Here is a 22,323-nt window from a genome sequence, read left to right as displayed (position 1 = left end):
TAAGGGGCTAAACCTTACTTCTCGCCCTTGGCCAGGCGACGAGAGATGATCTCGATCATGATCTCGTTCGGGCCACCGTAGATCGGCTGCACGCGGGAATCCAGGTAGTGCGTGGAGATCGGGTACTCCAGCATGAAGCCGTAGCCGCCGTGCAGCTGCAGAGCCTCGTTAACAACCTCGATCTGCAGCTCGGTGGTCTGGTACTTAGCCATCGCGCCGGTGACCTCGTCCAGGGTGCCGTTTACCTTCTCCATGATGCAGGCATCAACGAAGGACTGGGAGGTCTGGATGTTGGTAGCCATCTTGGCCAGCTCCCAGCGGTAAGCCTGGTGGTCGATCAGGCGCTGACCGAAGGTCTTGCGGTCCTGAGAGTGCTTGTAAACCAGGTCGAATGCGCGGCGGGAGGTAGCGATGGAGCCCACGGCGATGGACAGACGCTCCTGAGCCAGGTTGGTGCGCAGGTAGCCGAAGGCAGCGCCCTCTTCGCCCAGCAGGTTCTCCTTCGGGACGCGGGTGTCCTCGAAGGACAGCTCGGCGGTGTCCTGGGACTTCAGGCCGACCTTCTTCAGCGGGCCGGTCTTGGTGTAGCCCTCCATGCCGTCCTCGACGATCAACATGGAAACGCCAGCGCGACCCTTCTCCGGGTTGGTCACGACGACCAGCAGGGTGAAGTCAGCCTGAACACCGTTGGAGATGAAGGTCTTCGCACCGTTGACGATGTAGTCGCCGTTCTCGTCCTTCTTGGCGAAGGTGCGGATGCCAGCCAGGTCAGCACCTGCGCCCGGCTCGGTCATTGCCAGTGCGGCGATCTTCTCACCAGCACACAGCGGCTTCAGGAAACGCTCCTTCTGCTCGTCGTTGCCGAAGCGCTGCAGGTAGGGGATGACCAGGTCGTTGATGGTCTGGATGCCCACGATCACGGAACCGGAGTCAGCCTTTGCCAGCTCCTCGGTCAGCACAGCGTTGAAGCGGTAGTCGTTCTCCATTCCGCCGCCGCCGAACTGCTCCGGAGCCATCATGCCCAGCAGGCCCTGCTGGCCGGCCTTCTGGTACATCTCACGGTCGCAGTAGCCCTGCTCGTGCCAGCGGTCAACGTTCGGGGCGATCTCGGCCTTCACGAAGTCCGCGCAGGCCTCGCGGAACATGTTGTGCTCTTCTTCGAAAATGTTGCGTGGCAGGAAGTTCTTCATGGGTTCCTTTCAAACCAAGACGGTGGTGATTCGTGCGCTGGCCAGCACGAAGGCCTTGTAACCCCGCGTGTAAACCTAGCCAGTTCTCGAAGTACCAATGTCGGCTATTGAGATTTCTTGTGTCGCAGTTCGATTTTACGCCAGCAGTGTGACGTGCATCTCTGCATTGCTTATGAGAATAGCATCTTTTAGGTGTAGAAGTGCAAGAAATCCCCCAGATCGCGGGCGAATATACACCGATTCTTTAGCACTGTCGTCTTGCTTTGTGGCGCTAACTACCCCCACCTGGATTGGGGTACCTCAAAGTTCTGCAAAAACCCTGGTCATTTATTTAAACAACAAAGATGTTGCAAAAGTATTGACAACTCAGGTGAGGCTTGGCTAACCTCGCAGATGTGTCGCAGGCTAGTCACCTGAGGCGCACTGCAGTTGTGGAATATGTTGCAATGCTCGCGAAGGAGTTCAAAGCTGCCGGCGCAGACACTTACGCGTTAAGGGTTTTCTCTCTTCTCCCCGAAGTGCGTAGGTGCCGGTAGGGGCTTCTTCACCCCGAGTGTTGTGGTTGTTTCGTCCGGCCAACGTATGGCGCCAGACTCGTCACCTGGTCGCTGTATCGGGCGAAGGGTTTTTGATGGCTCGTCACCATTGGAAACTACATAAAGTTGAAAGGCGGGGAAGGGTCCGATGTATCGGGCTCATCCCCGCCTTTCTCTTTATGACGCTGGCGTCTCCGTCCGCTCGGTCGCCAGCTTATTCCGAGCCTCTCGCAGCCACTCGGGCTGCTTTTCCAGTAGCTCCTTGATTTCCGCCGTGGTGAGCGGCTTATCCATATCGTTAGCCTTCAAAGACGTGATGCTAATGCCCAACTTCCGCGCCACCTCCGGGCGTGGGTGTGGCCCTTCGCGCCGCAGAGTCTGCAGCCACTCGGGCGGGTTCTTCTGCAGCTCCACGAACTGCTCGTGGCTCAGGGGTGTGTCTTGAAACTCCTGCGGAGTAGCGGGAAGGTAGATCCCCAGCTTCTTGGCTGCCGTGGCGGGCTTCATGGGTGGCCCGGACTTGGTACTCGGATTAGCGTCAGTCATGACCATCATTCTAATGAAGCGCCTTATTATTGGTTCCATGCCCGAAGCTTCCGCCTCGCAGAATCAGCAGCGAACCCAAAAACCAACCCAGCACCAGCAGCCCCGTCAGCGCCAGCGCGTGAACCAGCAGCGGCATCTGAAGGTTGTGTTTAGCACGGGAGTGCAACCGGATAAATGGTTCCGGCGCTTCGACGAGAGGACACCGGGGTGGAAGGTTGCCAGCGCAGGTACCGATGATCCGCTGGCTTATGTCCGCGCGGGGCAGGCGGATGTGGCTCTAGTGCGGTTGCCAGCCGAGGGGTATGAGCGCCCGGCGGACATGCATGAGGTCGCCCTCTATGAAGAGCAGACCGGGGTCGCCGCCCCGAAGGACCACCCGGCCAAGGTGATGGAGGCCATTGACTACAGTGAGCTCGTCGATGAGAAGCTGATGTATGTCACTCCGGCTAACGGCTGGGACGATATCGCCGCATTGCGCGAAGCTCTTCAGGTTGTCGCTGCCAATGTTGGTATCGCTATCGCGCCGCGCCCACTGCTGCGCGGAATTAACCAAGGCGGGGTAGTGCACCGGGATCTTTTTGGTATTGACGCCACCACGTGCCCGCGCACTCGCGTAGCCCTAATGTGGCGAGTCGAATCTGACAATGACGTCATTCAGGACTTCGTTGGGATATGTAAAGGACGCACAGCGGGCAGTTCGCGACAGGCGGCTAGTCGGGGGCGCGGTGGCGTCAATAAAAAGGCAGGTCGAGTGCAGAAAACGGCGAAGAAAAAGGCTGTGCGGACAGCTAAGCGTAGATAAAGAAACGATTGCAATTGAGTTAAAGATCATGCACGGCACGTGCATTTCCTCAAGGCCGTGATTAGGAATGGGTGGGTAGTGCTTTCGCGCAATGCGAAGTGCAAAGAGAAAGGTTTAAATTAATGAACTCCAACAAGCGTTTCCGTCGTTCCGCAGTAGCACTGGCCGCTGGTGCATCCCTGGTATTCGGCGTTTCTGCATGCTCCGACGATGCTAAGGACAAGGCTGGCGACGCTGCCAACTCCGCTTCCGAAAAGGCTGGCGATGCAGCAGCTTCTGCTTCCGAGAAGGCCGGCGAGGCTAAGGACTCCATGACTGGCGAAAAGGGCTCCGAGTCTGAGGGTGCTGACGCTAAGGGCTCCGAGGGTGCCGACGCTGAGGGCGCAGGTTCCGAGGGTGGCGCTGAAGGTGAGGGCGAGAAGGTCAAGACCGCCAATGGTGAAGAGGTTGAACTGCCAAAGGACGTAAAGACCGCCTGGGATAACGAGGGCGGCGAGTCCGGCGCTTTCGGCAAGCTGACCGAGTACACCGAGGGCAAGAACGGCTCCCTGGCTACCTTCGAGAAGGGCTGGATCGCCAACTCTAAGGGCCACGGTGCAGTTCCGGTTATCGGCAAGATTGGCGAGACCTGGGTCAACGGTGGTGGCCTGGATAACGAGATCGGCCTGCCGACCGGCCCGGAGAAGGGCGACGCAGCCAACGGCTGGACCCAGTCCTTCGAGAACGGCACCATCAAGTGGGCTAAGGATGAGTCCGGCAAGTTCACCGACACGATCGAGAAGCGCTAAGAAAAAGCGCGGCGAACGCCGGAAGTTCTAACCTTCAAGTAGAACTTGACAACCCCAGGTGAGGGGCAGTAAATGCCTCCGATCCTGGGGCTTTTTCATGTTTACCCAGAGTTCATCTAACAACAATGTAATTTCCATGCAGCGCCCCTAGCGTCGAGGGTGTCCGAAGCAAGTCACACCTACCCACCTCATCCGCATTCCCCGGATGTAAAGCGTAGCTTTTGCGGCGTGGAACGTCCGGGTTAACTAACTCTTAATCCCTACAAGGAGCACCACCTCCATGACTTCCGCTGCGCCCACCGATCAGGCACATCAGAACTTCCAGGCTGAAGAGGCAATGAACGCTCATTCCGACGCAGAGCTTGGCCTACGCACTTACGTCCTCGACACCTCGGTGTTGCTGTCCGATCCCTGGGCATTGATCAAGTTTGCGGAACACCGCATCATCCTCCCCGTCGTCGTTATCAGTGAGCTGGAGGGCAAGCGCCACCACCCGGAACTAGGATGGTTCGCCCGTCAGGCTCTGCGCATGCTCGAGGACTTCCGCCAGGAGCACGGCCGGCTGGACATGCCCAGCATCGTCAACGACATGGGTGGCACCGTCCAGGTAGAACTGAACCACGTTGACCAATCCGTACTGCCCACGGGGCTGCGGGGCGAACAAAACGATCACCGCATCCTGGCGTGTGCGCTGAACCTGCGCGCGGAAGGGCACAACGTCACCCTGGTGACGAAGGATGTGCCGCTGCGCGTGAAGGCTGGTGCGGTTGGTCTGGACGCCGACGAGTACCACGCGCAGGACGTGGTGCTGACCGGTTACAACGGTATGGCGCGGGCGGAGGTGCCCTCCGGCATTATCGACGAGCTCTACGACGTGGGAGAGGCCGATATCTCGGGCGCCCTGACCGTCGACGGGGAAGAAGTCGACGAACTGCCGATCCACTGCGGCTTGCAGCTCACTGCAGGCAGCCAATCCGTGCTGGCACGCTCCATGGGAGACGGCATGGTGCGCCAGGTTCCCACTGACCTGGAGGCCTTTGGAATCCGCGGCCGCAGCGCCCAGCAGCGAATTGCCCTGGATCTGCTTCTAGATAACGAGGTGGGCATTGTGAGCCTCGGCGGTTCGGCCGGCACGGGTAAGTCCGCCCTGGCGCTGTGCGCGGGTCTGGAAGCTGTGCTGGAGCGCGGAGAACACAAGCGCATTGTCGTTTTCCGCCCCCTCTATGCAGTTGGTGGCCAAGACCTGGGCTACCTGCCGGGCAGCGAGTCCGAGAAGATGAACCCCTGGGCGCAGGCGGTGTACGACACCCTGGAGGGCGTGGTAAGCGACAACGTTCTGGAGGAGATCGACGCGCGAGGACTGCTGGAAGTGCTTCCGCTGACGCACATTCGCGGCCGCAGCCTGAACGACAGCTTTGTGATCGTGGACGAGGCACAGTCGCTGGAGCGCAACGTACTGCTGACCGTGCTGTCCCGCCTGGGGCGCAATTCCCGGGTGGTGTTGACCCACGACGTAGCGCAGCGCGACAACCTGCGCGTTGGCCGTCACGACGGCATCCAGGCGGTGATTGAGAAGCTCAAGAACAACCCTCTGTTCGCGCATATCACTCTGACCCGTTCCGAGCGTTCGGCGATCGCGGAGCTGGTTACGAACCTGCTGGAAAAGGGCTAGAAAGGTCTAGAAAGGGCTAGTTCGCTGAGAGCTACCACCGGTCAGGTGGCGCAAACCGTAGCTTGTGAGGCACAATTTCTTCCATGACTTCCGCGAATACCGCAGGCAACTCTGCGCAGGATAGCGCCGGTAATGGCACGGACAAAGGTGCCAAGCAAGCAATCTCCATCCGACTGATGGAGGAAAAGGACTACCCACAGGTGCAGGCCATTCTGCAGACCGGAATGGATACTGGTGAGGCGACTTTTGAAGAAAACGCGCCGGAAGCGTGGGAAGACTTCATGCGCCACCGCCTGCCCGAACTCTCCTTCGTTGCCATCGACACTGACCCCGCAGCGGCTCAGGCAGCGGGGCTGGGTGACGACGGGGAGAAGATCCTGGGGTGGATCACCGCCACTTCCGCCAGTCACCGCGACGTCTTCGACGGAGTGTTGGAAGACTCGATCTACGTCCACAAGGACGCTGCCGGAAAGGGCGTAGCGGGGAACCTTCTAGATCGCTTGCTCAAGGATGCCGCCGACCAGGGCCACTGGGCGATGCACTCCAGCATCTTCCCGGAGAACGAAGGCTCCGTGCGATTGCACCTGTCCCGTGGCTTCGAGCAGGTGGGAATCTTCCACTGCATGTCCCACATGAACTACGGCCCGAAGAAGGGCAAGTGGCGCCACAACATGGTTATGGAGAAGATCCTGGAAGGCGGCCCCGCCTGGGAGTACTACCAGCAGAACCTGGAGCACTCCAAGGACGATGCCGCTGGCGAGTAAGTAGCCCCGGATAAGTAGCCACCGAATAGGTAGCTCGGGGCTACTCGACGGTCTCCTTAAGGTTGTCCTGGCGGACCAAGGTCAGGATCAGCGCGGCCAACACAGCCACCGGCGCCATCGCGCCAAGCACCGGAACCAATGCATCGTTGTACGAGGTCGTAATGGCCTCGTGCAGCGGGACAGGAAGCGTGTCTACGATCTCCGGGGTCAGGCGGGCGCTGCCTCCACCCTGGAGCTTCTCCGCAAGCGGCGCCCCCTGTGGACCCAATTCCTGCAACGCGCCGGGCACTCGCTGGCCCATGAGATCCGCCACGCGGTGGGTGAACAGCGAACCGATAATCGCAGAGCCCGCCGTGCCACCAATCTGGCGGAAGAAGTTATTCGAAGCCGTCGCAGTTCCCACCATCGAAATCGGGAAAGAGTTCTGCACAATAAGCACCAGGATCTGCATCGAAAGCCCCAGGCCAACACCCATAAGAGCCAAGACGAGGCCGAGGTGCAGTAGGGAATCGTGGGCGTCAAAAAGCCCCATTAGAGCAACCGCAGCGGCGGCGACGAGCAGACCCGCGACGGGGAACCACTTGTAACGGCCGGTGCGGGAGACGTACTGGCCAGACGCGGTGGCCGTGACGATCATGCCCGCCATCATCGGGATCATCATCAGACCAGCCTTGGTGGGGGTCATGCCGTGAACCATCTGGATGTACGTTGGCATATACGCCAGTACGCCGAACATCACCACACCCGTGATCGTGCCCGCTACCGTCGTGACCACGAAGTTGCGGACGGTGAACAGCTGCATCGGGATCAGCGGTTCCTTGGCCTTGCGCTCGACCAGAACAAACAGGGTGGCCAGCGTGACAGCGGCGATGCCCAGGCCGATGATGACAGGGCTGGACCAGGCGTAATCGCGGCCGCCCCATGTAAGTAGTAGGATCAGTGAGCTCGTAGCGCCGGCCATCAACACGGTGCCGGGAACATCCAGGTTCGCGCCCTTCCCGCGCTTCGGCAGTTGGAGGTTGAAGCCGACCATCAGCAGCGTAATGACAGCCAGCGGCACATTGAACCACAAGGCCCAACGCCAACCCGGGCCGTCGGTGAAGAAGCCACCCAGCAGCGGACCTAGCACGGAACTTAAGCCGAACACGCCGCCCATGATGCCCATGTAGCGTCCGCGGTCGCGGGCGGGGACGACGTCGGCGATGATGGCCTGCGCGCCGATCATTAGGCCACCGGCGCCGAAGCCCTGCACGCCACGGGCGACGATCATCATGTTCATGCTCTGGGCGAGGGCACCGATCACCGAACCCGCAAGGAACAGAGTGACCGCGACCAGGTACAGAGGCTTGCGACCCATCTGGTCGCCCAGCTTGCCGTACACAGGCATGGCGATAGTCATAGTCAACAGGAAGCTGGTGATGACCCAGCTCATCTTGTTCGCGCCGCCGAGTTCACCGACGAGGGTAGGCAGGGCGGTGGAGAAAATCATCTGCCCCAGCGAAGACATCAGCATGCCGAGCATTAGGCAGCCGAAGACTAGTGGGACGTTGTTGTGGTTTTCCTGGCGTTGCTTTTCCGCCGCTTCAAGACGTGCCTTGGCCGCTGCGGCTTGGGTGCGAGTGTCGCTCACTGACGGTCCTCCTGGTTCTGATTCTGCGATGTTATATCTGCGATGTGTTCGTTGGTTGGCTCTATGGCCGTGAAGATCTGCTGCAGTCCTGCAAGAGCAATGTCGAAGTCCTTTGTGCTGGTCAGGATTCTGCCGCTGCGTGTTGCCGATGTTGCCGCGGCCCACTGCACCGTCGTTGCCGCGGTGACAATGAGGTGTGCTTCCTCCATCACTTCGAGCTGGGTGCAGCGGTTGCCGGGGTGGTTTTCTAGGTTCCGGCACACTGCTTCGGCGAGGTCGCTGCGCAGCTTTTCGTAGCTAGCGAGCTTCGCCAGTGCCAGGCTGGGGAATCGCTTTATTATTTGGGATCGACGCCACCGTATCGACTCCGCCAATTCCGGATCAAGGTTGGCATTGTCCGACTTCCGAGCTTCCTCGAGACGCTTCTTGGTCAACATGTCGTAGAGGTACTGCGGCAGGCTGCCTTGGGTGGGGGAGAAGTTCTCGAGCTTGTCGAAGTCGTCCTCGGTGAGCAGGGGAGGTTGCTTACCGACCGCAACGTGTTCCTTCGAGGAGAAGTAGTTGAAGAAGGTGCGACGGCTGATGTCGGCTGATTCGCAGATTTCCTCCAGTGTGACTCCATCAAAGGAACGATCGAGGAAGAGGCGGGTGGCCTCGTCCTCGATTCGCAGCCTGGTTTCCAGGCGTTTGCGCTCGCGCAGCCCCATGGTTGCGGGCTCCGTGGGCTCCGTGGGCTCCGTGGGATTCGTGGGTTCCGTGGGTTCCGTGGAAACCGAGGGCTCCGTGGGATCAGAACAGATTGATTGCATCACTTGGTCAAACTTACACTCAGTGCAAAGTTTTAACCAGTGCAATGTTTGTGTAGTTTTTCATACAGGATTTCTGGGTGTGTTGTGGCTAACTATTGGGCCGGCGGGGGCGTTGTTGCGAGTGTGCTAAGACTCGCGTGGCGGCGAGACGCCGGAAAATGGCACTCCGGCAGGCCAAATGTCGGAAATGCTGCAAAGTCTTGTTGGGGCACGTTTCCAATAATGTAAAAGCGCAGGTCACAGGGTTTCTACCAAAGGTGTCGAATTAGGTGAGGGGGAGTTTTGCAACTTTTCCGACATTTATGAAATGTGTGGTGCTGATGTGGTTGGCAGCGGCCCGCGATTTGGGTGCAGAGGGACTGAATGTCGTTAGAACGAGAATGGGTTAATGGAAGCGAATGCTATTAATGTAAAATGCCAGGTCAGAGCGTTTTGATTCTTCGGTTCCAGGCGCACGCGTTTCCATATTCCCGTTCTAGCGACATTTCGGTGTCGCGGAAGGTTAGCGAGGGGTGCGGAGGGCTAGCGAGGGGTGCGGCAGGCTAGCGAGGGTGGCGGAAGGCTGCAGAAGGCAAGGTCAAGGCGGGGAGGGTGTGAAATCCTCGATCTGGGCATAGAAAAACCGCTGGTGTTCCCAGGGAGACAGAAGCCCGATCTAGCGGGAAGCCAGTCTCAACAGGAAAACATCAACGGTGAAGTTAGCAAGCGGGGCTGCTGGACCACGGTGATGGGCGTCAGTTGCGCCAGCCGCCAGCAGCGCCAGCTGGACCACGGTGATGGGCGCCAGCCGCCAGCCGCCAGCCGTGCCAGCGCCTACTTGTCGCGGTCGGTGTTGGCCATAGCCAGGACGTCGAGGCGCTTGTCCAGCTCCTCTTCCGTCAGCTTCTCGCCGTCGACAAAGCCCAGGTCAATGACCGTCTGGCGGATGGTCTTGCCTTCCTTCAGCGCAGTCTTAGCAACCTTAGCCGCATTCTCGTAGCCAATGGCAGAGTTCAGCGGGGTCACGATGGACGGGGAGGACTCAGCCAGAGTGCGCATGCGCTCCTCGTTCGGCTCGATGCCGTCGACCAGCTTCTCTGCGAACACGCGGGCGGTGTTGGCCAGCAGCTTCGCAGACTCCAGTACGTTGCGGGCCATCATCGGGATGAACACGTTCAGCTCGAACGCGCCCTGGGAACCGCCGAAGGCAACGGCAGCGTCGTTACCGATGACCTGCGCAGCAACCTGGGTTGCGGTCTCACACAGAACCGGGTTGACCTTGCCCGGCATGATGGAGGAGCCCGGCTGCAGGTCCGGCAGGTGGATCTCGCCCAGACCAGTCAGCGGGCCGGAGCCCATCCAGCGGATATCGTTGGCGATCTTGTTCAGGGAGATCGCGATGGTGCGCATAGCGCCGGAGAACTCCACCAGGCCATCGCGGTTAGCCTGTGCCTCGAAGTGGTTCTCGGCCTCGCGCAGCTGCTCCACGCCGGTCAGCTTCACCAGCTCGGCGGTAACGTTTGCGCCGAAGTCAGCCGGGGTGTTCAGGCCGGTGCCGACTGCAGTGCCACCGATCGGCAGCTCGCCCAGGCGGGGCAGGGTGGCCTCAACGCGCTCGATGCCTGCGGCGATCTGGCGGGTGTAGCCGGAGAACTCCTGGCCCAGGGTCACCGGAACGGCATCCATCAGGTGGGTGCGGCCGGACTTCACAACGGTCTCCCACTCCTTGGCCTTCTTAGCCAGGGAGTCGTGCAGCACCTTCAGACCCGGGATCAGGTCGTTCACAGCAGCCTCGGTAGCGGCCACATGGGTTGCGGTCGGGAAGGTGTCGTTGGAGGACTGGCCCATGTTCACGTGGTCGTTCGGGTGGATCTCCACGCCGTTCTGCTTGGCGATGGAGGCGATGACCTCGTTGGTGTTCATGTTGGAGGAAGTACCAGAGCCGGTCTGGAAGACGTCGATCGGGAACTCAGCGTCGTGCTTGCCCTCACCGATCTCCTTTGCAGCGGCGATGATCGCGTCCGCCTGCTCGTCGGTCAGCAGGCCACGGTCCTTGTTCACCTGCGCGCAGGCCGCCTTCAGCAGGCCCATCGCGCGGATCTGTGCGGACTCCAGCGGACGGTCGGAGATCGGGAAGTTCTCCACGGCACGCTGCGTCTGTGCACGCCACAGAGCCTTGGCGGGAACCTTAACCTCGCCCATCGTGTCGTGTTCAATGCGGAATTCTTGCTCGGTCATTCTTTCATCACCTTTATCTTGATTGCTTTTTGACGCCTCCCGCATCGAACCCGTCCAGGCTCAACAGCGGAAACGCACAGAAGCGGATTGGTCTTCGTGCCCCGCACGGACACCGCCCAATCTACCTAAAAGGCCTGCTGCGCGGTGGGGGCGTGGGGGCGTCCATAAAAGAGCTAGTTACGGGTGTAATCCAGCACGGAGTAGGACTGCAGCTTCGCCAGCTGGTGCTGCGACTCGATGAAGCGGATCGTGCCGGAGCGAGAGCGCATGACCAGGGAGCGGGTGGTAGCGGAGTTCTGGTGGTAGGACACACCACGCACCATGTCGCCGTTGGTCACGCCGGTGGCGACGAAGTAGCAGTGCTCGGAGTTCACCAGATCGTTGGTGGTCAGCACACGGTCCAGGTCGTGGCCAGCGTCCAGAGCTTTCTGGCGCTCGGCCTCGTCCTTCGGCCACAGCTTGCCCTGGATTTCGCCGCCCATGCACTTCATGGCGGCGGCGGCGATAACGCCCTCCGGAGTGCCACCGATGCCCATCATGATGTCCACGGAGTTGGTGGCGTTATCCTGCGCGGTGGCCACTGCGCCGGCCACGTCGCCGTCGCCGATCAGGCGGACCTTCGCGCCGGCCTCGCGGATCTCGCGGATCAGGTCTTCGTGGCGCGGACGGTCCAGCACGACTACGGTGATGTCGCCCGGCACGGTGCCCTTGGCCTTGGCTACGGCCTTGATGTTGTCGGCGACAGGAGCGTCGATATCGACCTTGCCCACGGCCTCCGGGCCAACTGCGATCTTCTTCATGTAGAACACGGCGGACGGATCGTACATGGATCCGCGCTCGGCCGCGGCGATGACGGAGATCGCGTTCGGACGACCCTCTGCCATCAGGGTGGTGCCGTCCACCGGGTCGACGGCGATGTCCACAGCCGGGCCGTTGCCCGTGCCGACGTGCTCACCGTTGAACAGCATGGGGGCTTCGTCCTTTTCGCCCTCGCCGATCACAACAACGCCGTCCATCTCCACGGAGTTGATCATCTGGCGCATTGCATCCACAGCGGCGCCGTCGCCGGACTCCTTCTGGCCACGTCCGACCCACTTTCCGGAGGCCAGTGCGGCGGCTTCGGTCACGCGAACCAGTTCCATGGCCAGGTTGCGGTCTGGGGCATCCGGATTGGGGGAAACAGCAGGGGTGTGCGCTTCAGTCGACATGATCTTCCAGCTCTTTTCTATTGCTGATAGGTAATCGTTTCTATTCCTCTTCTATTGTGCCCTATTTCCTCCGAGCGTTGCTTTAGCCTGCGCTTTGTGTGGTGTTGGCTAGCCCTACCCAGGGTTAATTTGGCCGTGTAAGCGGGGGCAATGCGATAATGGCGGGCGTGCAGATTCAAAAGCCCCGCGCGTTTCAATCCACCAAGGACATCGTGTTGTCCTTGGTGGTGTTGTTGTTTGCTACGTTCCTGACGGTTGGGTTCACGGGACTGTGCTCTTTTAAACCGGGTGAGGCGGATCGCTCCGGCCCGGTGCAGGAGGTCGATGCGGACTCGGTGCTGCAGATGGACGCCCGCAGCCTCAGCTTCCCCATCCGCAACCCAGACATGCCGGATAACTGGGTAGCGAACTCCGTCCGTCGTGTGTCGGTCGGCAAGGAGCCGTCGAGCCTGGTCGGCTGGGTGATCGACGGGGAGAACTACATTTCCCTAACTCAGACGGGCGCGGACTACAAGGCCGCGACCCAGCCCGATGATGAGGTGCGAGAGGAAACGGGAACCGAAACCACCGGGGACGTCGAGTGGCACGTCTTCACCGGCGACGATGCCCGCCCTCTGTGGGTGGCCGATCTGGGTGACGTGCGCCTGATCCTCGAGGCGATGGCCACGCCTGAGCAGACTCGCACGGCTGCGGAGAGGGTCGCCCAGACCGACCCGATCGATGTTGGCGCGACGGCTAGCCAGGCCGCAGACGGTGGCGTCAAGAAATAGGCGAACAACTGGCTCGACGGTGAACTAGCCCTCGCCGTCGGTTTCAGCGTTACGCGCCTCGCGCTGCTGTAGCGCCTGCTCGATGCGCTTGGATGCGCCGTTGAGATAGTCCTCGCAGTACGCGGCCAGTTCCTCACCGCGTTCCCAGTAGTTCAGCGACTCGTCGAGGCTCATCTGACCGAGCTCGAGGATCTTCACCACTTCGATGAGCTCGTCCCGTGCCTGCTCGTAGCTGAGCTGCTCTAGCGGGCGGAACTTCTGCTGTTCTGTGCCGTTTGCTGCGGTGCCGTTCTGTGCCATTGTTCTATGCCTTTTCTGTATCTGTATTGCTGTTGTTTGTGTTGTTGTCTGTGCCGTTTTTATTCATGACGCCCCCAGGCGCAGCCTGCACACCCATCGCCGCGGCCGTGATGGACCCGTCGGGGACACGGATCCGCAGCTGCGAACCGGGATTGACTTGATCCACGGTTGTCACCACCTGCGCCCCGGACTTATCCCGCGGAATTACCTGCACGATAGAGTATCCGCGGGCAAGCGTCTGCGAAGGCCCCAGGGCGTTGACCTGAGCTTTCAGGGATTCAATGGAGGAGCGCAGCGAGCGCACGTGAACCCCTAGTGCACGATCCTTGCGCTGCAATGCCTCCGCAATGATGTCTTTCTGGTGCGTGACCGGCAGACTCGGATCAGCCATGACGGGGCGGGTGCGGAGCTGAGCGAGCCCTTTGCGCTCGTGAGCCACCCAGTTGCGCAGCGCGCCGGCACTTCGCTGGCGAGCCTCGCTGACTATCCGCAGCTCTTGCACGACATCCGGCACCACCGTCTTCGCCGCGTCGGTGGGGGTGGCTGCGCGCACATCGGCCACGTAATCCAGCAGCGGATTGTCCGGCTCGTGGCCGATAGCGGAGACCACAGGTGTGCGCATGCGGGAGACCTCGCGCACCAGAGATTCCTCGGAGAACGGCAGTAGGTCCTCCACCGAACCGCCACCACGGGCAACGATGATGACGTCCACCGTGGGGTCATTCTCCAACTCCTGCAACGCGGCAACCACTTGTGGCACGGTTTTCGGCCCCTGCACTGCCGTGTTGATGGTGCGGAAGCGCACCGCGGGCCAGCGCCGCTTGGCAACCTCCATGACGTCGCGCTCAGCTGCCGACGCGCGCCCCGTAATCAGCCCGACGGTAGTCGGAAGGAACGGCAGCGGGGTTTTCAGCCGTGGATCGAAGATGCCCTCGGCGAACATTGCCTTTTTCAGCTGCTCAATCTGGGCCAGCAACTGCCCGATGCCCACCTGGCGAATCTCGGTGACCCACAGGGAAAAGCTGCCCCGCTTGGAATAGAACGACGGCTTGCCGTGGACAACGATCCGATCGCCGTCCTTGACCGGGGAGGGCAGGTTCGTGAGCGCACTGGTTTCCACTGTCAGGGAGACCGACGCCTCAATGTTCACATCCCGCAGCGTGATGTAGGAAAACCGCCAGGAACTTTTCATATTGACCTGGGTGACCTGACCTTCGACCCAAATGAACCCCAGTTTCTGGATCCAGTTTTTAACCTGGTCGTTCAGCTGCCCGACCGCCCAAGGGGCCTCTGCAGAATTAGCAACGCTCATAGTTCTGCATTCTAAAAGACGGCTCGGACACCGGGGATGGGAAGTGCAAGGTACTTCCATTACGATGGGGCACATGACTGCCTCTACTACTGAGACAACCGTTCAGCCAGCCACCGACGCACATTCCGGTGCTGATGCCACCGCAATCGCCAGCGCAGCAAAAAAGGTCTACCTTGCTGCTCCGCGTGGTTATTGCGCGGGTGTCGACCGCGCCGTCGAAACGGTCGAGAAGGCTCTAGAGAAGCACGGTGCGCCGCTGTACGTGCGCAAGGAGATCGTGCACAACAAGCACGTGGTGAAGACTTTCGAGGATCGCGGTGTGATCTTCGTCGACGAGACCACGGAGATCCCTCACGGTTCCAACGTTGTGTTCTCTGCTCACGGTGTATCGCCCGCTGTGCACGAGGAAGCTCGCCAACTGGAGCTGAAGACTTTCGACGCCACGTGTCCGCTGGTCACCAAGGTTCACCACGAGGTGAAGCGTTTCGCCAAGCAGGGGTACCAGATCGTTTTGATCGGCCACCACGGCCACGAAGAGGTCGAAGGCACCGCCGGCGAAGCTCCGGATATTGTCCACCTGGTCGATGGCGAGGCAGATGTAAACGCGCTGGAGTTCCCAGAGGACACGAAGCTTGTCTGGCTATCCCAGACCACGCTGAGCGTTGATGAGACGATGTCGACCGTCAAGCTGCTGCGCGAGAAGTTCCCCCACATCCAGGATCCGCCGTCTGACGATATTTGCTACGCCACCCAGAATCGCCAGGTAGCGGTGAAGGCGATTGCGCCGAAGGTGGAGCAGATGATCGTGGTGGGTTCCCAGAACTCCTCTAACTCCAAGCGGTTGGTCGAGGTTGCTTTGCAGCACGGCGCGCAGGATGCTCACCTGGTTGATTATGCCGAGCAGGTCGACCCTGCCTGGCTCGAGGGCGTGAACAGCGTCGGTGTGACCTCGGGCGCTTCTGTGCCGGAGATCCTCGTCCGCGGTGTTCTGGAGCTACTGGCGGAAAAGGGATTCGGCGAGGTCGAGGAAGTCACCACGGCGACGGAAGACCTGATCTTCTCCCTGCCGCGTGAGCTGCGCCCGGCGCGCACGCAGAAATAACCGCACGCAGAAATAACGCAGAAAATACATCCCAAAAAGCTGCATTTAATTTGTAGTAAGCAGCGTGGAGGGATGTTTCGCTAGTCCCGCTCGTCGTCGAGGAAGTGCCTGGGGGATACCCGACGCTCAGGGAAAGGCACGCGGCGCCGCTGCGCACTGTTGCGAAGCTGCTCGGAGCTTCGCGTCACGGGGCTCCGAGATTCAGTGCTCCGAGGCTCAGTGCTCCGAGGCTCAGTGCGGCGAGTGTCAGTGCGGCGAGTTTCAGCGCCACGGCTTTCACTATGGCGCGCCGTATCGCCACGGGACTCAGAAGCACGGCTTGTTGAACCGCGGGACGGTTCACCGCGGTAGGCGTCAGTATCATCGCGAGAATCCCTGTACACCTGGCTGCGCGCCTGCGAACGCTGCTTCGCACGACCATAAGCCTCCACGTTGCTGCGGTCGGATTCGCTACGGCGGCGGCGCTGCATCTCCAGTCGCACGGCCTGGCGCGTGAGGGATTCGCGGTAATTCCACCAGCGGAACACAGCAATGATCACCGCAATGAGGAAGGGGAACAGCAGCCACAAAAAGTGTTCGATGGCGGGGTAGATCGAGGTAATGACCTTCGTTTTCCGGCTCGCTATTGTTGCAGCACCGGAGCTGAACCAGCCAATGAGCAGCGATCCAAACAGGAAGTACAGCGGGTAAGAAGCTACCGAAAGGAACAATCCGCGCGGCTCCACGAAGATCGTCGAGACAATCATCGCCACCGCGAACAGCGCAAAGAAACTGGTGGGGATAGTCGTATCGCCCTTCGCCAAAACCAGGCCGGTGAAAATCACCGCGAGCATGACAAGCACGGGCGCCCAGACGGGGAACCAATGGGATGGAGTTTCGCCGGAGATCAGATCGGCGCCCCCACGGCTCCCGCCGACACGTCGCGCGGAGCGACTATCGCCCCGCAGCGAGGCTCTGGTGCGGCTACTGCTTCTCGTTCGACTGCTTTCGGTCACGGGGTAATGCTACTTCGTTGCTGTGAGTTACTCGTTATTGCCACGGAAGGACTTGAGGATCGACTGCATCTTACCGCGGATGTTCGTCGCCGCTTCGCGGGGGAATGACGCCCCTTCGTCCCCGTCGGCAACCTCTTCAGCGGGGGCGCTGGACGTGGCCTTGGTGGTGTTTTCTTTCGCTCCCTCGGCGGTATGGCTTTCCGACTGGGAGTTGTTTAGCATCATGGCCTTGCGCAGTTCCTGCCAACGCTGAGCTGCACGTTCCGACTGCTCGCCGGTTAGGGAACCGGCTGTGGTGGCGAATTCGATATCTCGCGACGTCTTTTCGCCAGTGGCCAGATCCGTCAGATCGCCCATGTAGCGCAGGATAACTGCGATCATCGCTGCGCAAGGCACAGCAAGGAAGGCGCCGATGATGCCGAACAGGGTGGAACCCAGGGTGACGGATAGCAGGATGATGACCGGGTGGACGTTCATGGCGCGGGACTGCAGCACCGGCTGCAGAATATTGCCTTCCAACTGCTGGACAGCGATGACCAGCAGCAGCGCCATGACGGCGGTGTTGAAGTCCACTGCCACCAGTGCGATCAAGACGGACAGGGCGCCCGCGACGAACGCGCCGACCATGGGGATGAATCCGCCGAAGAAGGTCAGGATGGCCAGAGGGCCGGCCAGGGGCACGTTTAGCAGTACCAGGCCAAGGCCGATGAAGACGGCATCGATGGCGGAGACGATGGCCTGGGTGCGGATGAAGCCGCCCAGGGTGTTCCAGCAGCGGGTCAGAACCTCAGTGAGGTGCCAGCCGACACGGCGACCGGTGACGCGGCGCAGCATCGGCAGGAAGTTCTCGCCGTCCTTCAGGAAGAAGAAGGTCAGCACCAACATGACGAACATGGTGACCAGCAGGGAAGCGGTCTCTGTACCGAAGGCAGCGATGCTTGTCGCAATATCGCCGGACTTATTCTGCAGCCAATCGGTGATCTGCTGAACTCCGTCGTTGAACTGGCTTTCCTGCAAGTTCACAGGTGGGCCCTGCAGCCAGTCCTGGATACGGCCGATACCGTCGCTGGCCTGGTTGACGATCGTCTTGCCCTGATCCACGGCGCTCGGCGCGATAGCGGCAAAGGTGCCGATGATGAGGGCGAAGAAGCCCAAAATTGTGATGAGCACTGCCAGGCTGTTGGGAACCTTTGCCTTGCGGAGCAGGCGAACGACCGGCCACAGAACGGTACACACAATCACCGACAGGCAGACCGGCAGGATGCCCGCCCACAGCTTGCCGAACACCTGGAATCCCAGGTAGAGCGCGGCGGCAATGATGATGAAGCGCAGGCACCAGCCCGCAAGCCAGCGACCTGTGGTGCCAATAACCTCGGCGCGGTCACGCAACTCGGGGTTCAGTTCCTCGTCGATGGCCGACTTTTTGGAGGATTTATTGGCCTTCTTCTTGGCCTTCGCCGCGCGAGAGCTCAGACCCGGGTAATCGTCGGTTTCAGTCTCGCCGTCCGGTTCGTGATCCTTTGCGAGGGGCTTTTCCATGCCGGTCGTCGCGCGGGCGCTGTTGCGATCCTGGACGAAGGAATCGCCCTTTTCCTCCACAGTAGGTGCGGTCTCTGCCCGCTTGGCTTCGACCAGCTTGGCTTCGGGAGAATCGGGGCTGACCGTCGGATGCCTGGCAGCTTCGGGCTCGTTGGCGAACTGGCCATGACCTAGTCGCTCTTCATCTTTATCGTCACCCGGGATAGGGATGTTTTCGGTATCCATACGGTGGGAACCCGCGATAAAGTCTGCGAAATCACGGCCATCCTTGTCAGGAAAGGACCTGTCGTGGGGGTTCTGGGAGTTCATTCTCCCCATTCTGCCTCACGCAGGTCCAAAACGGGAGTTAATTATGCCCTCCCGGGGCATGTTATCGGGCGATGGTGGACGCGCTTTCCGCCAATAGCGATTCGTTGTCCGTGCCGGGTGCAGAACCCAACTCGCCAGTGGTGTTGTCATCAGTTTTAGCGAGCATGAGGACCGCGGCTACAAGCCCGCCCCAGATCACAAGAATGAACAAAGCCATCAGGAGGATAGCGGGGCCGGTCATGACAGTTCCTTTCCTTCGTCAGCGGTGGGGGCTGAGGTGGGCGTCGATAAAGGGTTTGGCACACCACTCGGGCGGCCCTTCGGAGGTACGCCGTAGTCCGAGCTCGGCAGACCATCGAGGATCTGGTTACCGCGGAAGGGCAGGAGGCTCCACAGAACTGCGCCGACACCGATGATGATCAGCACCAACCAGCCGAAGGCGAAGATCGTTCCTGATTCATAGCCCTCGTAGCCTTCGCTGATGAGGGTGCGGACCTCCTCGACCAGGAAGTAGAGCAGCACCGCAGGGGTGATTGCGAACACGCAAGCCTGCCAGACGATACCCAGACGCAGCTCCGATACGGCGTTGATGTGCTGCGCGATCTCGTTGCGGCGCCCCTGGATCCAGCCAATGGTCAGCACCGCGGCGATCGCACAGATAACGATGCCCAGGTTGTTGGTGAACTTATCCATGATGTCCAGGGTGATCATTCCGGACGTGGTGGAAAAGAGCAGGCAGGACACGACAGCCATGAGGCCGCCGACGCTGATGGAGGCAACCTCGCGAGAAAGGTTCAACTTATCGCGTACCGCAGAGATCACAACCTCCATGATGGAGATCAGAGAGGTGATACCTGCCAGGAACAAGGAGCCGAAGAAGAGCACACCGAACAGGGACCCCATCGGCATTTCGTTGATGATGGTCGGGAAAGCGATGAACGCCAAGCCAATGCCGCCGGAGACCGATTCTTCGACGGAGGTGCCGGACTGGGCAGCCATGAATCCCAGGGTGGCGAACACGCCGATGCCGGCCAGCACCTCGAAAGAAGAGTTAGCGAAGGCAGTAACCATACCGGTGCCGGTCAGGTTGGTGCGTGGCTTCAGGTAGGAGGCGTAGGTGATCATGATGCCGAAGCCGATGGACAGGGAGAAGAAGATCTGGCCATAAGCGGCGATCCACACCGAGGTATCGGTCAAAACGCTCCAGTCCGGAGTGAAGAACGCGTTGAGACCATCCGCGGAGCCTTCGAGGAACAGTGCGCGCACTACCATCACTAGGAACAACACGATGAGTACAGGGACGAAGAACATCGTGATTCGCCCGATGCCTTCGTTAATGCCGCGGGCGAGGATGAAGATGCATGCCACCCACACGGCGATCATGACCAGTAGAATCGGGAGGACGACGTCGCCGGTCCAGGCGGAGGAGGAATCAACCTTGAGGAACTCCTCCAGGAAATATGTTTCCGCGTTGTCGCCCCAGGTCTTGGGGATGGAGTTCCAGGTGTAGATGCCGGCCCAGGCGATGATGGCGGCGTAATACCCCGCGATGAAGAAGTTGACGCCACCCTTGAGCCAGCCGATAGACTCAGCAAACTTGCCAGTGCGGCGGAAGGTTAGGGGAGTGGAGCCACGGAAGCGGTGCCCCATAGCTAGGTCGAACCAGAGCAGCGGAATACCCGCGCTGAGAAGAGCGACCATGTAGGGAATCAGGAAGGCGCCGCCACCGTTATCGTATGCGGCATAGGGGAAACGCCAGATATTGCCCAAGCCGACCGCAGAACCAATCGCGGCCATCAGGAATACAAGGCGGGTATTGAAAGTTTCCCGTCTCTGACGGGGATTAGCTTCGGAGGTAGTCATAAGAGGTGCATCTTTCTCGCAGGCAACCCGCGGGCAGCTCAAGAGGGCGAAGAGGATGGGGTTTCAAGGCTTCGGGGGTGGTGAAACCTCAAGGTTTTCTAAGGTGCAATTACTATACGACTCAGCGGGGGTGCTAATAGTGGGTTTTCACAATTTTTCGTTCAGATTTACTACCCGGAGTGAGGGAAATGGGTAGGGGACTAGGCGGGAGTGCTGGAATGGGCGGCGGTGGGCAGCGGTGGGCGTCCATAAAAAGATCAATAAAAAGGCATAAATAGAGCAACAACGATAAGGGCGCGTTGGAGGGCGAGACGGCCGGGCGATAGGATGGGGCACGTGACTCTTACTCTTGGAATCGTCGGCCTGCCCAACGTGGGCAAGTCCACGCTGTTTAACGCCCTGACCCGCAACGATGTTCTGGCTGCGAACTACCCGTTCGCGACCATCGAGCCCAACGTGGGGCTGGTGGAGCTGCCGGACCCACGCCTGACGCGCCTGGCCGAGATCTTTGAATCCGAGCGCATCCTGCCTGCGACTGTCTCCTTCGTAGACATCGCCGGCATCGTGAAGGGTGCTTCCGACGGTGAGGGCATGGGTAATGCCTTCCTGGCGAACATCCGTGAGGCGGACGCGATCTGCCAGGTGGTGCGTGCGTTCTCCGACGACAATGTGATCCACGTTGACGGTCGAGTGGACCCCGCCAGCGACATTTCCGTCATTGAGACGGAGCTGATCCTGGCCGACCTGCAGACGGTGGAGAAGGCCCTGCCGCGCCTGGAAAAGGAAGCGCGCAAGAACAAGGATCTAGCCGAGCAGGTCGAGGGGGCGAAGAAGGCGCAGGAAATTCTGGAGGATAGCCGCACTCTGTCGAGCGCCGCAGCGCAGGGGGAGATCGACCTGGCTACGGTGCGCGATCTGCACTTCCTGACGGCCAAGCCGTTCCTGTACGTGTTTAACTCCGACGAGTCTGTGCTGACCGACGAGGATAAGAAGGCGGAGCTGCGCGAGCTGGTAGCCCCGGCAGATTGTGTGTTCCTGGACGCCGCGACGGAGGCGGATCTGCTGGAGCTGGACGACGAGGAGGCGGCTGAGCTGCTGGAATCCGTTGGTCAGACCGAGCCGGGGCTGCAGACGCTGGCTAAGGCTGGTTTCGCAACGCTGGGCCTGCAGACCTATCTGACTGCTGGGCCGAAGGAAGCCCGCGCATGGACGATTCACCAGGGTGATACCGCCCCGCAGGCGGCCGGCGTGATCCACACGGACTTCGAGAAGGGCTTCATTAAGGCCGAGATCGTGGCCTTTGAGGACCTGGACGAGCTCGGTTCCATGGCGGAGGCTCGCGCCCACGGCAAGGTGCGCCAGGAAGGCAAAGACTATGTGATGGTCGACGGCGACGTGGTGGAATTCAAGTTCAACGTGTAGTGCTTAACCTCTGCGATGAACTCTTTGATCCCGGGACGTGATGAGGACTGGGGCTATTGTGCTCCCCCGAACGCTACGGCCCGGGGGCACGAGGCTGTGTCGCAGGTGCAAGCGAGAGGACCACTAGCGAAACACAGACCGCTGAGTCGACGCAGTCACGGTAAAGACGGAGCCGTCTAGGCGGTGCTCGAGGTTGCGCGAGATACGGTGACGCTGGGCGTCGGTAAGCGATGCGCATTCGGCGACATCGATGGAAAGCTGGACTTTGCCGTCCGTCGTGTTGACGCCCTGGCCGCCCGGAGTCGACGATCTCGCGAAACGCTCCGCGAGATCGGCGGCGATGACCGCACCGTCGGGGATCCCCGGGCCGGGCGCTATGGTCATGTCGTTCATGCCGCCCAGCCTAGGTGCCCACACCCCTTTCTCGTCTCGGCGGAAGCGGAGACCGCGTCGCGACGGCCGGGATCCAGCCTCAGTATTATCCTCGTCACCGGTTGATTCGAACGCTTTTTGCTCCTCCTTCTCCCGTCGGGCTTCGATTTCAGCGGC

The 22,323-nt window shown here is 60.5% G+C and carries 19 protein-coding genes and 1 pseudogene; 7 read left to right on the top strand and 13 right to left on the bottom strand.

Annotated elements, in window-relative coordinates; genetic code table 11:
* Positions 1-14: 14 nt before the first annotated feature.
* Together HMPREF2678_RS08445 and HMPREF2678_RS08440 are read right to left on the bottom strand one after the other, a co-directional pair.
* Positions 15-1,190, bottom strand: a complete 1,176-nt coding sequence (locus tag HMPREF2678_RS08445) for an acyl-CoA dehydrogenase family protein (protein ID WP_034967254.1) — start codon at positions 1,188-1,190, stop codon at positions 15-17.
* Between the two features lie 713 nt (positions 1,191-1,903).
* Complete coding sequence (locus HMPREF2678_RS08440) at positions 1,904-2,272, bottom strand: DUF5997 family protein (protein ID WP_034967250.1); 369 nt, start codon at positions 2,270-2,272, stop codon at positions 1,904-1,906.
* Between the two features lie 37 nt (positions 2,273-2,309).
* Here HMPREF2678_RS08440 and HMPREF2678_RS08435 point away from each other — a divergent pair, with 37 nt between their 5' ends.
* From HMPREF2678_RS08435 to HMPREF2678_RS08420, 4 genes are all read left to right on the top strand, one after another.
* The gene (locus HMPREF2678_RS08435) at positions 2,310-3,074 is read left to right on the top strand and encodes a substrate-binding domain-containing protein (protein WP_141747088.1); all 765 of its coding nucleotides are present in this window, start codon (positions 2,310-2,312) and stop codon (positions 3,072-3,074) included.
* Between the two features lie 122 nt (positions 3,075-3,196).
* Entirely contained in the window at positions 3,197-3,862 is a 666-nt protein-coding gene (locus HMPREF2678_RS08430) for a hypothetical protein (protein ID WP_034975524.1), read from the top strand.
* 280 nt (positions 3,863-4,142) lie between these two features.
* Entirely contained in the window at positions 4,143-5,534 is a 1,392-nt protein-coding gene (locus HMPREF2678_RS08425) for a PhoH family protein (protein WP_034994221.1), read from the top strand.
* A gap of 83 nt (positions 5,535-5,617) precedes the next feature.
* Positions 5,618-6,298, top strand: coding sequence for a GNAT family N-acetyltransferase (locus tag HMPREF2678_RS08420; RefSeq protein ID WP_051879631.1), 681 nt, complete (start codon positions 5,618-5,620; stop codon positions 6,296-6,298).
* Positions 6,299-6,338: 40 nt separating this feature from the next.
* On the opposite strand, the gene HMPREF2678_RS08415 is transcribed toward HMPREF2678_RS08420, so the two are convergent.
* From HMPREF2678_RS08415 to glpX, 4 genes are all read right to left on the bottom strand, one after another.
* Complete coding sequence (locus tag HMPREF2678_RS08415; RefSeq protein ID WP_034994219.1) at positions 6,339-7,928, bottom strand: MDR family MFS transporter; 1,590 nt, start codon at positions 7,926-7,928, stop codon at positions 6,339-6,341.
* On the bottom strand, positions 7,925-8,737 hold the full coding sequence (locus HMPREF2678_RS08410) for a TetR/AcrR family transcriptional regulator (RefSeq protein ID WP_246817939.1): 813 nt from the start codon (positions 8,735-8,737) through the stop codon (positions 7,925-7,927). The genes HMPREF2678_RS08415 and HMPREF2678_RS08410 overlap by 4 nt, the downstream gene beginning before the upstream one ends.
* 813 nt (positions 8,738-9,550) lie before the next feature.
* Complete coding sequence (locus HMPREF2678_RS08405; RefSeq protein ID WP_034994218.1) at positions 9,551-10,954, bottom strand: class II fumarate hydratase; 1,404 nt, start codon at positions 10,952-10,954, stop codon at positions 9,551-9,553.
* Positions 10,955-11,127: 173 nt separating this feature from the next.
* Positions 11,128-12,162 (bottom strand): class II fructose-bisphosphatase, encoded by a 1,035-nt coding sequence (gene glpX / locus HMPREF2678_RS08400; RefSeq protein WP_034970944.1) that lies wholly within the window; start codon positions 12,160-12,162, stop codon positions 11,128-11,130.
* Between the two features lie 158 nt (positions 12,163-12,320).
* On the opposite strand from glpX, the gene HMPREF2678_RS08395 reads away from it, so the two are divergent.
* Positions 12,321-12,932 (top strand): DUF4245 domain-containing protein, encoded by a 612-nt coding sequence (locus tag HMPREF2678_RS08395; protein ID WP_034970943.1) that lies wholly within the window; start codon positions 12,321-12,323, stop codon positions 12,930-12,932.
* Positions 12,933-12,956: 24 nt separating this feature from the next.
* Here HMPREF2678_RS08395 and HMPREF2678_RS08390 read toward each other — a convergent pair whose 3' ends face one another.
* The gene (locus HMPREF2678_RS08390; protein WP_034970942.1) at positions 12,957-13,232 is read right to left on the bottom strand and encodes an exodeoxyribonuclease VII small subunit; all 276 of its coding nucleotides are present in this window, start codon (positions 13,230-13,232) and stop codon (positions 12,957-12,959) included.
* A gap of 4 nt (positions 13,233-13,236) precedes the next feature.
* Positions 13,237-14,544, bottom strand: a complete 1,308-nt coding sequence (xseA, locus tag HMPREF2678_RS08385; RefSeq protein ID WP_034994215.1) for an exodeoxyribonuclease VII large subunit — start codon at positions 14,542-14,544, stop codon at positions 13,237-13,239.
* A gap of 64 nt (positions 14,545-14,608) precedes the next feature.
* Between xseA and HMPREF2678_RS08380 the strand changes: the two genes are divergently transcribed.
* Entirely contained in the window at positions 14,609-15,646 is a 1,038-nt protein-coding gene (locus HMPREF2678_RS08380; RefSeq protein ID WP_080716128.1) for a 4-hydroxy-3-methylbut-2-enyl diphosphate reductase, read from the top strand.
* An 80-nt stretch (positions 15,647-15,726) separates the two neighbouring features.
* Here the strand turns inward: HMPREF2678_RS08380 and HMPREF2678_RS08375 are convergent, their stop codons facing one another.
* The 4 genes from HMPREF2678_RS08375 to HMPREF2678_RS08360 form a co-directional block, all read right to left on the bottom strand.
* Positions 15,727-16,641, bottom strand: coding sequence for a DUF6542 domain-containing protein (locus HMPREF2678_RS08375; RefSeq protein ID WP_083303450.1), 915 nt, complete (start codon positions 16,639-16,641; stop codon positions 15,727-15,729).
* Between the two features lie 27 nt (positions 16,642-16,668).
* Positions 16,669-18,489 (bottom strand): AI-2E family transporter, encoded by a 1,821-nt coding sequence (locus HMPREF2678_RS08370; RefSeq protein WP_246817923.1) that lies wholly within the window; start codon positions 18,487-18,489, stop codon positions 16,669-16,671.
* A 61-nt stretch (positions 18,490-18,550) separates the two neighbouring features.
* Positions 18,551-18,730: a methionine/alanine import NSS transporter subunit MetS gene (metS, locus tag HMPREF2678_RS08365; protein ID WP_034970938.1), complete on the bottom strand. Its 180-nt coding sequence runs from the start codon at positions 18,728-18,730 to the stop codon at positions 18,551-18,553.
* Complete coding sequence (locus HMPREF2678_RS08360) at positions 18,727-20,352, bottom strand: sodium-dependent transporter (protein WP_070551964.1); 1,626 nt, start codon at positions 20,350-20,352, stop codon at positions 18,727-18,729. The genes metS and HMPREF2678_RS08360 overlap by 4 nt, the downstream gene beginning before the upstream one ends.
* Before the next feature lie 336 nt (positions 20,353-20,688).
* Between HMPREF2678_RS08360 and ychF the strand changes: the two genes are divergently transcribed.
* Positions 20,689-21,774, top strand: a complete 1,086-nt coding sequence (gene ychF, locus HMPREF2678_RS08355; protein WP_035009760.1) for a redox-regulated ATPase YchF — start codon at positions 20,689-20,691, stop codon at positions 21,772-21,774.
* Positions 21,775-21,777: 3 nt separating this feature from the next.
* Here the strand turns inward: ychF and HMPREF2678_RS10655 are convergent.
* Positions 21,778-22,167 (bottom strand): annotated as a pseudogene (locus HMPREF2678_RS10655) (peptide chain release factor I).
* Positions 22,168-22,323 lie beyond the last annotated feature (156 nt).

Source organism: Corynebacterium sp. HMSC058E07, assembly GCF_001809885.1.
Taxonomy (GTDB): Bacteria; Actinomycetota; Actinomycetes; order Mycobacteriales; family Mycobacteriaceae; genus Corynebacterium; species Corynebacterium macclintockiae.
The sequence above is the reverse complement of the archived record's forward strand: the minus strand, read 5'-3'. Positions and strand labels throughout refer to the sequence as shown.